We start from the raw sequence: 12,183 nt of genomic DNA on the forward strand, positions 1-12,183 counted from the left end.
GCCCCCGAACGGTTAATTTTCATCCTCGCTCCTCGGTTTTCGAGAACCACATCCCTTCACGAAAAGAACGCGAAAACCGGAGGTGGCCCGCGCCTGGCCCACAGTCGGATCACGGTGGTCGGTCTCCCCGGACTTTCGCGTCATTTCGCGTAAGTTCGCGGTTCCCTCCTCTCCGGGACCTGTCGCTTCGCGGTTTCTCACGCGGCCAGGCGGTGGCAGTGGCGGGCGAGGTCGAGGTCGGTGACGACGGGGGTCTGCTCCAGGCGGCTGGCAAGCGAGGCGTCCCAGAGCAGGGTGCGGAGCGGAGCGAGGAAACGCCGCGGCACTTCGGGGTCGGCGAGGTTGCGCAACGCGGCGAGGGCGTGGCGGGTGGCGGGAAGGCCAAGCCACTCCAGAACGCCGAAGAGTCCGGCGCGCTCGAAGATGGCGGCAATTTCGTCCCAGCCGGGCCGCTCGGCGCCACGGAGCGCGACATGCGCCGCCACAAACACGGTGAGCGCGGGCACTTCGGAGAGAACGGGCAGCAGCTCCGGGCAACGGGAGATCACCTGCAGCGCCTCGAGTCGGCTGAACCGAAAGCCGGCGACGAAGGCGCGCTCGGTCGCGGGCATGAACTCAAGGTAACGGCGCCACATCGGCTCGCGGACGTAGGCGGCGGCGGCGGCAAACGCGCCTTCGGTCGGCTGCTCGGGCAGCCACGCGTCGCCACAGCGGCGCTGGAAGGCGACTTCGGGCCAGGCGGTGACGCGCCAGGCGATGCCCGCGTGGGACCAGCTGATTTCAACCGCGGCGGTTTCGGTCGGACGGCGACGACGGAGCGTTTTCATGAATGAAAGCTTAGCAGGACCCCTGAGACATTCCTTGTCCCACGGGCGAAAAAAGCCTTCCTTTCGGCATGACCTCACGCGTCCAGCTCTCCCGTCCCCCGCTCGAGCGCATGCTGCGGATTCACGACGAGCTCCGGCGCGGAACGCTCACGAACTGCAGCAAGCTCGTGAAGATCCTGAGCGTTTGCCGGAAGACGGTGTTGCGCGACCTGGCCTTCATGCGCGACCGGCTCGACCTGCCGATCGAGTTCGACCCGCTGATCCAGGCGTATCGCTACACGCATCCCGTGAGCGCGTTTCCGACGGTGCACGTGACGGAGGGTGAGTTGCTGGCGCTGCTGGTGGCGCAGCGGGCGCTGGAGCAGTACCGCGGGACGCCCTTTCATCGCTCGCTGGAGATCGCGTTCGAGAAGCTCGCGGGCGGGCTGCGGGACAAGATCTCGTTTTCGCCGGCGGACGAACTGAAGGCGGTGTCCTTCAAGAACGTCGGCCTCGGCAAGACGGACCTCGCGATCTTCAATGCGCTGAGCGGCGCGGTGCTGCGGCAGGAGGAGGTGGAGTTCGACTACCGCAAGCCGGGAGAGTCCGCGCGCTCACACCGGCGCGTGCGGCCCTACCACCTGGCGCACCGGGAGAACCTCTGGTACCTCGTGGCGTTCGATGTGGAGCGCGGCGGGTTGCGGACCTTCGCGGTACCGCGCATCGCGGGCGTGCAGGTGCTGAAGCAGAAGTTCGAGAAACCGGCGGACTTCTCGCCCGATGCCTTCTTTGCCGATGCGCTCGGCGTGCTTGGCGGGCGCGGCGATGCACACGACGTCGTGATCCGGTTCGCCGCCGGAGCGGCGGATCGCGTGCGCGAGCGCGAGTGGCATGAATCGCAAGAGCTGCGTGACCTGCCGGATGGCCGGGTGGAATTGAAGCTGAAGCTCGGCGCGTTGCCGGAAGTCGAGCGCTGGGTGCTCGGCTGGGGCGCGGCCGCAGAGGTCATCGGCCCGAGGGAGCTCCGGCAACGCGTGGCCGAGACGGCAGCGAGCATCGCGGCGAAGTATGGAAAAAGGGAATGAGGGAGTAAGGGGACAAAGGCGTGCGCCAGATTTCACGTGGCACCGGTAAGCGCTCTGGTCTCCAGAGGGCGCCGGCCTCTCAAAACACCGTCGGTCCCTCGTCCCTTCACCCCTGTCGTTCCGCCCCTCCGACCTCGCCCCGTCCTTTTCTTCCGCGTCATTCCGTCCACTCATTCCCTCACTCCCCCACTCCCTTACTCCCTTTTCATTCCCTTGCCGGCGGGGCGCTTTGCGGATTCGTTGGCCGGTTCCTGCGCTTCGGCGCGTCACAACTCACTTGCCGTTCACGTCTCCATGATTGCGACCCACTCGGGATCGATCCGCCTCTTCCGGTTTTCGGGCATCCAGGTCTTCCTGCACTGGTCCTGGTTCCTCGTGGCCATGATCGAGCTCTCGTTGCGGCGCGGAAGCTACAACTCACTCGGGTGGAACATCGCGGAGTACGTGATGCTGTTTGTCATCGTGACCCTGCACGAGTTTGGTCACGCGCTCGCGTGCCGGCAGACCGGAGGGCAGGCCCACGAAATCGTGCTGTGGCCGCTGGGTGGCATTGCCTTCGTTTCCCCGCCGCAGCGTCCGGGCGCGACGCTCTGGAGCATCGCGGCGGGTCCGCTCGTCAACGTGGTGCTTGTGCCCATCCTGGGCGGACTTCTGCTCGGTGCGGACTATCTCGAGTGGCTCGAGGGAAATCCCGACCTCGCGCACTTCCTGCTGGCGGTGAACGTCCTCAACGGCGTGCTGCTGGTGTTCAACCTGCTGCCAGTTTACCCCCTCGATGGCGGGCAGATCCTCCGCTCGGTGCTCTGGTACGGACTCGGCCGGGCGCGCAGCCTGCAAGTTGCGTCCTACATCGGCCTGGCGGGCATCGCGGCGGGCGTTGCGTGGCGCGTCATCACGGCCCGCAGCACCGAGACGCTGTTGTGGACTGGGCTCATGGCGCTGTTCCTTGTGCAGCGCTGCTGGATCGGCCTGAAGGAAGCGAAGTACCTCATGGCGATCGAGCGACTGCCGCGGCACACGGGCGTGCGTTGTCCCTCGTGCCACGCGGCGCCTCCCGGCGGTCCGCTCTACCTCTGCGTGCAGTGCCGCCAGCCGATGGACCCCTTTTCAACGCGGGCGGTGTGCCCGCACTGCCAGGCAACGCAGCCCGCGCTCCCGTGCGTGTACTGCGGCGTCGCGAGTCCGATCGAGCGCTGGGAAACGCGGTGATGGCGACCGCGGCCGCAAGCGGCCGCCGCGGTGTTCGAGTCCATTCGTGGTTAACCCCTGCCTGAGTCTGACCGATCGCAGCAGGTGAAACCGCGAACGGCGCGAACACACGCGAAAGTTCCGGGTGATCGACCGCTGAGATTCGACGGTGGCCCCGGGCGGCGAGCACTGCGGATTTTCGCGCTCCCTTCGCGGCTTTCGCGGTTCCTTCGGTTCGGCGATCGGTGTCTGTCCCCGTTTCGCGGACTCCGGACTTGAGTTTGACCGATCGCAGCAGGTGAAACCGCGAACGGCGCGAACACACGCGAAAGTTCCGGGTGATCGACGGCTGGGATTCGACGGTGGCCCCGGGCGGCGAGCACCGCGGATTTTCGCGCTCCCTTCGCGGCTTTCGCGGTTCCTTCGGTTCGGCGATCGGGGTCTGTCCCCGTTCCGCGGACTCTCGTGGTTAACCCCTGCCTGAGTCTGACCGATCGCAGCAGGTGAAACCGCGAACGGCGCGAACACACGCGAAAGTTCCGGGTGATCGACCGCTGAGATTCGACGGTGGCCTCGGGCGGCGAGCACTGCGGATTGTCGCGCGCCCTTCGCGGTTCCCTCGGTTCGGGGATCGGGGTCTGTCCCCGATTCGCGGACTACTCCACGGTCAGGTTATGCGCGGCGAGCGTGGTGCCCGTCTCGCGTTCGTAGTTGGCGACGGCGTTGCGCTGGTCGGCGATGGCACGGACGCGGTAGGTCTCGGCGGAGATCAGGCGCTCCTGCCATTGGATGAGATTGAGGGTGGAGCTGGCGCCGGTGCGGAAACGCTTTTCCTCGGAGTTGAGTACCTGCTGCGCGAGCTCGTAGGCGCGGGTGGTGGCCTCGACGCGCTGCGTGGTGGTTTCGAGCTGGCCGATGGCGGCGGCGACGCTCACGGCGATGTCAGTTTCGAGGCGCTTCAAGTCGGCCTCGGATTTCAGGAGGGAAAGCTTGGCGGCGCGGGCGAGCCCGCGGCCCTCGGCGAACGTGAGCGGGACGGAGACAAAGACGCCGGCGGAGTAGTCGCGGTGGTCCTGGTCGCGGACCTGGGCGCGGGAGGCGGCGAATTCGGACGCGATGCCGTTGTAGCCGAAGCGGCCGACGAAATTGACCTTGGGGAGGAGCTGGTTGCGGGCGTAGGCGCGATTGGCGCGGCGGATGGTGATGCCCTGCTTGGCGGCCTGGAAGTCGGGGCGGAGCTCGAGCGCGCGATTGAAGTCGGCGGCGCCGTCGGCGGTGAGCGGGGCGGCGGGGACGAGCGGATCGATCGTGAGATCGGGGCCGTTGGCGGCGAACTGGGTTTCGCCAATCAGGACGCGGAGCTGGTTCTCGAGGTCCTTCACGGCGCGGACGTAGAACAGGATGTTCTCCTCGCGGGTGGCGACCTGCGCGCGGGCCTGGGTGACGTCGAAATCGGAGATCTTGCCGACCTGGTTGCGGCGCTCGACGTCGCGGGCGAGCTGGGCGGCGAGTTCGCGGGAGCGGCGGGCGATGCGCAGCATCTCGCGCGCTTCGGCGAGGCCGGTGTAGGTCTGCATCACGCTGGTAACCGTATCGATGACGGTCTGGCGGTGATCCCAATCGCTGATGGCGCGATTGGCCTTGGCGATGCGGAGATCGGCGAGGTTGGCGCCGAAGCCGAAACCGCGGAGGAGCGGCTGGGTGACGGTGACGCCGGCGAACGAGACGTACTGATCGGAATACTGGTTGCTGGTGCCGCGTTCGTTGCTGGCCGAGCCGCCGATCTGGTACGAGAGACCCCACGGGGTGAGCCCGTCGAGGGACAGCGCGTACTCGTCGGTCTTGGTGATTTGCGAGGCGAGCGGGGTGGTGCCGACGGGGAATTCGCTCTCGGCGTAGGAGCGGCGGAAGGTGATCGCGGGATCGAAACGGCCGTAGGCGGTCAGGACGTTCGCGCGGGCGATGCCGCGGTTGAAGGAGCTGACTTTGACGCGCTGGTTGTTGCGCAACGCGAGGGCGATGGCGTCGGTCAGCGTGAGGCTGACCGGGCCGGAGGCGGCGGGAGCCGCCGTCGGAGCGACCATCGGAGCCGCAAGCGCAGGTGAAACGGGTGCGGCGCTGGCCGCCATGGGGACCGATGCGGCCGGGGCCGGCTCCTCCTGCGCGACGGCGAGTCGCGGCGCCGCGATGGCAGCACCCAGGGCGGCGGCGCAAAGCAGCGCGTGGAAGGAGCGGACGGAAAGAAGCGGGAATTTCATGCGCGAAGTCAGGGGGCGGCTCAGGCGGCCAGCATGCCGTCGGCGAGCCGGACGACGCTCGTGCCGAAGGAGGCGTTATCTTTGGAGTGGGTGACCTGGATGATGGTGACGCCGTCCTCCTGGTTGAGCTTGCGGAAGAGCTCCATGATTTCGCGGCCCTGGTCGGAGTGCAGGTTGCCGGTGGGCTCGTCGGCGAGGAGGAGGGCGGGCTTGGCGACGAGGGCGCGGGCGACGCCGACGAGCTGCTGCTGACCGCCGGAGAGCTGGCTCGGGTAGAGGTCCTTTTTCCCGACGATGTGAAAGCGATCGAGGGCGTCGCAAACGATGCTCTCGCGCTCCTTGCGCGGGATGTTGCGGTAGGAGAGGGGGATCTCGAGGTTCTCGTAGACGGTGAGGTCGTCGAGCAGGTGGTAGCTCTGGAAGACGAAGCCGATGTTCTGCTTCTGGAGATCGAAGCGCTTCTTCTTGTCCAGCTTGTGGACCGGTTGGCCGAGGAGCTCGTATTCGCCCTCCCAGCCGGCGTCGTGCAGGCCGAGAATATGCAGGAGGGTGGACTTGCCGGCGCCGGAGGGCCCCATGATCGAGAGAAAATCTCCCGCCTTCACCTCGAGGTTGATGTTGCGGAGGGCGTAATACGGGCCGCCTTTGAGCGGATAGACACGGTCGACGTGGCGCAGGGTGATCATGGTCGGAGCGCGAAAGCGCAAGTGGACCTTAGCAACGCGTGTGCCGCGGGTCGCGAACAAACTTAAGTTGCTTATTTATAACGGCTAGAAAATCACCGACGCATGGCGCGCGGGCGCGGTGCCGCCCAGTTGTGGAATTAGGCCGTCCCAAAACCGGGAACGGTGAAACGGGGCTGGCCGGGCGCGTGGTGGGACCGGCCGGCGGACGCGAAGTGGCGGGGCGAGCTTGCGTCCGGCGTGCGGGTGAAAGGGCGCGCCGCGCGGGGCGAAGTGGCACGGGGCAAACGAGCTGCGTCAGGGCGTCGGCTTGGGGGACGAGCCGTCGGGACCGGGAGCGGTGGTGCAGGGCGCGTGGGCGAGCGGGTGGTCGAGACGATCGACGTTGCGATCGCCATCGCGGGAAGTGCGGGCGGCGGTCGGCGACTCGATCCGATGTTGTTCCTGGCGGATGCGCGGGAGGGCGTCCGGATGGTGCTCGCGAACATAGTCGATGGCCTTTTCGCGGAGCTCGCACTGCAGGTTGAAGGAGGCGCCGGAGTCGGGCGCGCTGGCGAGGACGCGGACCTCCATCGTGCGGTCGTCGGCGTTGGTGACCTGGATGCCGAACACCTTGCCGTCCCAGAATTCTGATTTCTTCACCTCGGCGGCGAGGTACCGGCGGAGATCCTCGAGGGGCAGGGAGAAATCCACGCGCAGGGTGAGGGGCGACAGCATGTTGCTGGCGACGCGCGTCCAGTTCTGGAACGGCTTTTCGATGAAGTAACTGATCGGCAGGACGATTCGACGCTGGTCCCAGACGCGCACCACCACGTAGGTGAGCGTGATCTCCTCGATGTTGCCGACGTCACCCTCGACGAGCACCTGGTCGCCGAGGCGGATGGGTTGCGTCACCGCGATCTGAATACCGGCAAGGATGTTGCCCAGGCTGCGCTGGGCGGCGATGCCGAGCACGATGCCGGCGATACCGGCGGAGGCGAGGATGCTGCGGCCGACATCGCGCACCTCGTCGAAGAGCATGAGCACGGCGGAAAAGGCGAAGACCCCGATGAGCACCAGGGCGACGCGCCGCAGCATACGCACGCGGGTGAAGAGCGCGCGGTGGTCGGAGGCGGTGCTGGCCAGTTCGCCGGTGCCGAGGATGGCGGCGTCCACGAGCAGGACGGCGCGGCGGAGTGTCCACGCGACGGCGGCGATCAGCGCGATGCCGAGGAGCTTGCGCACGACGGTCATCGCGTCCTCGGAAACCGGCCAGAGCCGGAGCAGCGCGAAGGCGGCGAGGATCGGGACGGTGACGCGGAGCGCGGTGCCGAGCAGCGGGAAGAAGACATCGTCGAACCTGCCCGGGGTGCGCGCGGCGGCGCGGCGCAGCCGGTGATCAACCGCGACGGTGGCGGTATAGAAATACCAGAGCCCGGCGGCAAAGAAGCCCAGCGTGCGGAAATGACCGAGGATGGGGTTGGCCCAGCCCAGGTCGTCGGGCACCCAGTCGCTGCGCGCGACCACGTGGGCGACCGCGTAGAGCGCGTAGTAGCAGGCGAGGAAGCTCAGCGGGCCGACCGCGCGGTGCACCAGTTCGGCGAGGAGGTGGCGTTCCTCGTCGGGCGCGTGCTGGTGCAGGCGGTGGCTGACGCGCCGCAGCACCCGACGCACAAGAACGAGCGAGAGCCCGGTGATGAGGACGAGCCCGGCGATGAGCTGTGCCTGAGAGTCGCGCACGAGGTTCATGGCCCAAGTTTCCCGGATCGCGGCGGGGGCAGGTATCGGGAGCCGCCTCGATTGACCCTCGCGGATTCTTCGGAGGCACCCAGAGGACGGCGTCCGGCAGGCGGGCAACCCAGGGCGGGTCTTGCGGGAGGGGAGCAGCGCGGCGGTAATGGTTAAAATGAATTGACGTACGACAATTCATGTTTACTAACACCATCAACCCACGACAACCATGACTCTGTCTCACGCGCTGGTGCTCGGCTTCACGATGCCGGAAAAATTCAAGGACAACCTCGCCTATGGACTCATGGTGATCATCGCGGTGGCGGCGGTGTTCTGCATCATCAAGTGCATCCAGGGGGCCGACATGCTGGACCGCGGGGAGGACGGGAAGAAGAAGATCTATTCCGGTATCGCGATCGGCGTCGCCCCCTGGCTGGCCATGGCGGCCTTCGAGGCGACGGGGTTGTGGGACACATTGGGTCTCTCGCTTGTCCCAGGCGCGGTCAAACCCCTGCCGCCGGAGCTCGTCGACGTGATCCAGCTGGCGTGTTGGGCCGTGATCGGGATTTCGGCCATCTGGTGCGTGATCAAGTGCATCGCAGGCGCCAACCAGCTGGAGAGGGGCGAGGACGGAAAAAAGAAGATCTTCTCGGGGCTCGCGATCGCCGCCGCACCGTGGGTCGCGATCGTGGCGATGAATCTCGCGGGCTTCTGGGACGCGCTGGGGCTGTCGCTGGTTTGAGATATGCGCGTGACGTCCACCAACAGTGGTCCCGACTCGAAGGGCGTGGTGCGCTTCGGCAACTGGGAGCTGGAGGGCGAGGCCTACCTCTTCGTGGTCGTGGGGGCGGTGGGCACGCTGCTGGTGTTCATCATGAGCGCCTCGCTGGCCGCAGTGCCGCGGGCGGTCGTCTCGCTCCTGCCCATCATCCTGGCGGTCGGGTGGGTGAAGTTCTTCCTGGTTGGAAGGCCGCCCCATTTCACCGGCGACTTTATGGAGAAGCTGGCGGTGGGGCGGCATTTCAACCTCCGGCCGCAGGTGTGGGCGCAGTGGCCGCACCCGCGCGGTCACCGACCGCGCCCGCCGCTGACGGCCGGGAAGGGAGGCCCGCGATGATTCGTCGCTGGTTGAGTGAGGCCCTGGAGACGCGGCCGCCGGACGGGTGGTTCGAGGGCGACGTGCTTTGGTTTGATTCGAGCCTGACGCCCTCGACGGTGCTGGCGCGGGGGGCCGGCCTCGAGTTGCCGGACCTGAAGAGCGCGGACCAGGCGACGCGCGACGCGTATTACGAAGCGCTGGGGACGTTTTTCTGCCAGCTCGGCGAGGACGAGGCGGTGCAGTTCCAGTGGCGCGTCGACGCCGACTACCAGGCGGAACTGGAGCTTTATCGTCGCCGGACCGCCGAAAGCGGGGCGGAGGGCTGGTGCCGGATGACGCGGGAGGAGCGGTATGCGCGCTACTGCGAGCGCCAGGCGGCGGGCCGGCTCCGGCGGGAGCGACTGGAGGTGTTCCTCTCGCGGCGGTGTACGTCGGTGCCGCGGGGCGGGTTCCGGACGGCGGAGCAGATCGACCGCTATGTGGAGCAGACGGCGAAGAACATGCAGGACCGCCTGCGCAACCTCGCCGGACGCCTCCCGGGGGCGCATCTCACGCCGTACGGCAATCGCGAGCACTTCGCGGCGTGGCGGGCCTTCTGCCAGCCCTCGCTTCGACTGCTGGGCGAGGAGCGCTATGCCGGCTTCGACCCGCGCGGCACGATCCTGGAGAACAGCTGGCCGGGAGGCGGGGTGACGACGCGGGACAGCGAGGGGCATGTGTTCTTCCGCATGGACGGCCAGTACCACACCCTGCTCGTGCTACGGCGCTGGCCGATGGAGACGCACCTCGGGATCATCTGGTCGCTGACGAGCGCCCTGGCGGGGAACTATTGCTACACGCTCAGCTGCTATCCGCTGAACGCGCCGCACGAGGTGGAGAAGACCGAGCAGGAGTTGCGGAAGCTGAAAGGGCATCGCGCCAACGAGGACAAGGTGTCGCTCGACACCGTGATCGCCCGCAAACGGGCGAAAGTGGCGGCGCTTCAGGGCGGTTTTGCCCGACCGTACGCGGCGCTGCCCGTGGTGCGGGTCTGGGGCAGTACGCTCGAGCGCTGTCTGCAGGGCGCGCAGGCGCTGCGCGAGGCGATCACGACAATGGGTGGAGCCCAGTGCATGCTGGTGGACGACGAGGTGCAGGCGAAGTGCCTCTTTTACGAGACACTGCCCGGGTGGACGGGCGGGCGCTACCGGGACTGGGATCTCTTCGCGCTCGCGGGCCGCGATCCGGCGGTGTGCTTCCTGCAGGACATGGTGCCGCTTTCGTGCTCGTACACGGGGCATCTCGAGGAGGCGGAGGCGATCTACGACGGCGAGGAAGGCGCGCTCTTCGGCGTGAGGACCTTTGCCAACGGGGTGCCGCAGCATGCGGTGATGACCGGCACGACGCGGGTTGGAAAATCGAGCCAGACCATCGACCTGCTTTCCCAGACCGACTGCTTCTTCGCCTTCCGCGGCATCGTGGAGGAAGGCCTCAGCTACGGAACGTTTGTCCAGCTCGTGGGCGGGGAGTCGATCATCCTGCACCCGGACGGAGAGCTGACGCTGAACTATCTCGACACCCAGGGCGTGCCGCTGACGCGCATGCAGCTTTCGGCTGCGACGGGACTGCTTTCGGTGATGGCCGGCAAGGCGCAGGACCCGGAGGTGAACGTCGCGCGGTCCGCACTGTACGGGGAGTATGTCGAGCAGTTGTACACGGACACATGGAACGATATTCGCCGGCGGGACCCGCGGCGGGAGATGGAGGCCGCGCGTTGGGCCCTGGCGATCGATCAGGCGCAGCGCCGCGGGCGGGGACAATTGCAGATGCCCACGCGGCTGGAGTTGTTTGCCGACCTGCGAGAGATGGAGACGGCGGACCCCACGCGCTGGCAGGAGGTGCTGGGTGGTTTTGCGGACGCGGAGCTGATGGGCTTTGCGCGGCAGCCACAGACTGGCCGGCTGGTGCGGGATGTCGGGCTGGCGTTCCTGCATCCGGAGGAATTTCCGACGCACACGGCGCTGGTGGAGATGATGCTCTACAACCGGATCCCGCACCACGAACGGGAGCTGGTGAACCGCCTGGCCTCCCGCCTCGCGGCCTGGCAGCGCAACGGCGCTCACGGGCGATTGTTCGATGGCGTGACGAACCGCCCGCTGACGAAGCGGGTGGTCCATTTCGAGCTTGGCCAGCTGCCCGGGGCGAGCGGGCAGATGAAGGAGGCGGCGATGTACCTCATCGCGAACCGGCTGCGGCAGCGGGTGATCACGATGCCGCGCGGGCGGCGCAAGCAGTTCATCTTCGAGGAGCCTTCGCGGTACATCGAAGTGGGCGGCGTGGAGCAGTTGTTCGGCGAGTTCTACGCGCAGATGGGAAAGTTCGCCTGCCACATCATGCCGGTGACCCAGCAGTATGCGCAGCTCTCCAAGTCCGCGTTGCGCTCGGTGATCTTCGGCAACTCAAAGCAGTTCTTCCTCTTCAAACAGAACGATCGGCACGACCTCGACGAGCAGGGCGACGCGATCGGGCTCCCCGAATCGGCGCGCGCGGCGATCCGCAGCTTCACCGCTCCCGAGTACCAGACGGGAAGCGCCCGGTTTTCGCAGATGGCGGTGTTTACCCAGGAAGGGGAGCACACCCAGTGCGGCGTGGTGCGCAATATCGTGACGCCGGAGATGCTGTACGTCTCGGACTCCTCCGGGGACCGGTACGACGAGCGGAGCCGGGCGATGGCGACGTACGCGGATCCGGTCGAAGGCGTGCTCGCCGAGACGGCGCGGGAACGCGACCAGGCACGGCGGCGGCGCAAGGACTCCCATGACGAACGAACTTAGGCGTGTGTATGCGGTGTGCCTGCTGGCGGCAGCGTGGGCTGCCGCCAGCTCCGGCTGCACAAACGTGAGTTCCACGGCCCGCCGCACGGGCGTGGTCGCCGTCGGCTCCGCAGCCGGCGCCGCGGCGGGCTACCTGGTGAGTGATGGAGGCGCGGGCCCCACGGCCGTCGGGGCAGTGGCGGGCGGGGCGATCACCCAGCTTGCGCTGGGCGAGGACGCGTCGGTCCGCCAGGACGGCTTCGACCAAGGCTACGTCCAGGGGCAGAGTGACGCGATCAAGCGGCAGTATTTCCTGCGCCTTGCCCTCGAGCGAAAGCCGGCCGACGACGCCAAGGCGGCGGGCGAACCGGTGTACTACCTGGTGCCGGGCCCCGAGGTGACGGCCGATGGCCGCAAACTCGCGCCGCACCAGGTGGCGATCCGCGTGGTGGAGTAAATCGAGGCCAGCTTATGCACCCAAAAAACCAGTTGGATTGGCGTAGACGCGTCGCAGCATGGCTGTTGTCCCTTCCGGACGGCTGGCGGGCAGCGAGGCTTGGTT

The 12,183-nt window shown here is 67.3% G+C and carries 10 protein-coding genes; 6 read left to right on the forward strand and 4 right to left on the reverse strand.

Annotated elements, in window-relative coordinates:
- Nucleotides 1-197: 197 nt before the first annotated feature.
- Nucleotides 198-827 carry a hypothetical protein gene (locus tag DB354_RS15610; RefSeq protein ID WP_107836581.1) on the reverse strand — a complete coding sequence of 210 codons (630 nt, stop codon included), beginning with the start codon at nt 825-827 and terminating at the stop codon, nt 198-200.
- 68 nt (nt 828-895) lie between these two features.
- On the opposite strand from DB354_RS15610, the gene DB354_RS15615 reads away from it, so the two are divergent.
- Complete coding sequence (locus DB354_RS15615; protein WP_107836582.1) at nt 896-1,891, forward strand: WYL domain-containing protein; 996 nt, start codon at nt 896-898, stop codon at nt 1,889-1,891.
- A 294-nt stretch (nt 1,892-2,185) separates the two neighbouring features.
- Nucleotides 2,186-3,100 carry a site-2 protease family protein gene (locus tag DB354_RS15620; RefSeq protein WP_107836583.1) on the forward strand — a complete coding sequence of 305 codons (915 nt, stop codon included), beginning with the start codon at nt 2,186-2,188 and terminating at the stop codon, nt 3,098-3,100.
- A gap of 635 nt (nt 3,101-3,735) precedes the next feature.
- On the opposite strand, the gene DB354_RS15625 is transcribed toward DB354_RS15620, so the two are convergent.
- The 3 genes from DB354_RS15625 to DB354_RS15635 all read right to left on the reverse strand — a co-directional run bounded on the left by DB354_RS15625 (nt 3,736) and on the right by DB354_RS15635 (nt 7,748).
- A complete protein-coding gene (locus tag DB354_RS15625; RefSeq protein WP_107836584.1) occupies nt 3,736-5,337 on the reverse strand; it encodes a TolC family protein in 1,602 nt (533 codons plus the stop codon).
- A 20-nt stretch (nt 5,338-5,357) separates the two neighbouring features.
- The gene (locus DB354_RS15630) at nt 5,358-6,023 is read right to left on the reverse strand and encodes an ABC transporter ATP-binding protein (RefSeq protein ID WP_107836585.1); all 666 of its coding nucleotides are present in this window, start codon (nt 6,021-6,023) and stop codon (nt 5,358-5,360) included.
- A 294-nt stretch (nt 6,024-6,317) separates the two neighbouring features.
- Nucleotides 6,318-7,748, reverse strand: coding sequence for a mechanosensitive ion channel domain-containing protein (locus DB354_RS15635; RefSeq protein WP_107836586.1), 1,431 nt, complete (start codon nt 7,746-7,748; stop codon nt 6,318-6,320).
- A 211-nt stretch (nt 7,749-7,959) separates the two neighbouring features.
- On the opposite strand from DB354_RS15635, the gene DB354_RS15640 reads away from it, so the two are divergent.
- Genes DB354_RS15640 through DB354_RS15655 form a run of 4 tightly spaced genes read left to right on the forward strand, consistent with a single transcriptional unit; the run spans nt 7,960 to nt 12,078 of the window.
- Entirely contained in the window at nt 7,960-8,472 is a 513-nt protein-coding gene (locus tag DB354_RS15640) for a hypothetical protein (protein ID WP_107836587.1), read from the forward strand.
- A gap of 9 nt (nt 8,473-8,481) precedes the next feature.
- Nucleotides 8,482-8,847: a hypothetical protein gene (locus DB354_RS15645; protein WP_146180279.1), complete on the forward strand. Its 366-nt coding sequence runs from the start codon at nt 8,482-8,484 to the stop codon at nt 8,845-8,847.
- Nucleotides 8,844-11,642, forward strand: coding sequence for a hypothetical protein (locus DB354_RS15650; protein WP_146180280.1), 2,799 nt, complete (start codon nt 8,844-8,846; stop codon nt 11,640-11,642). Before DB354_RS15645 ends, DB354_RS15650 begins: the two co-directional genes overlap by 4 nt.
- Nucleotides 11,626-12,078 (forward strand): hypothetical protein, encoded by a 453-nt coding sequence (locus DB354_RS15655; protein WP_146180281.1) that lies wholly within the window; start codon nt 11,626-11,628, stop codon nt 12,076-12,078. Before DB354_RS15650 ends, DB354_RS15655 begins: the two co-directional genes overlap by 17 nt.
- Nucleotides 12,079-12,183: the final 105 nt, after the last annotated feature.

Source organism: Opitutus sp. ER46, from assembly GCF_003054705.1.
Taxonomy (GTDB): Bacteria; Verrucomicrobiota; Verrucomicrobiia; order Opitutales; family Opitutaceae; genus ER46.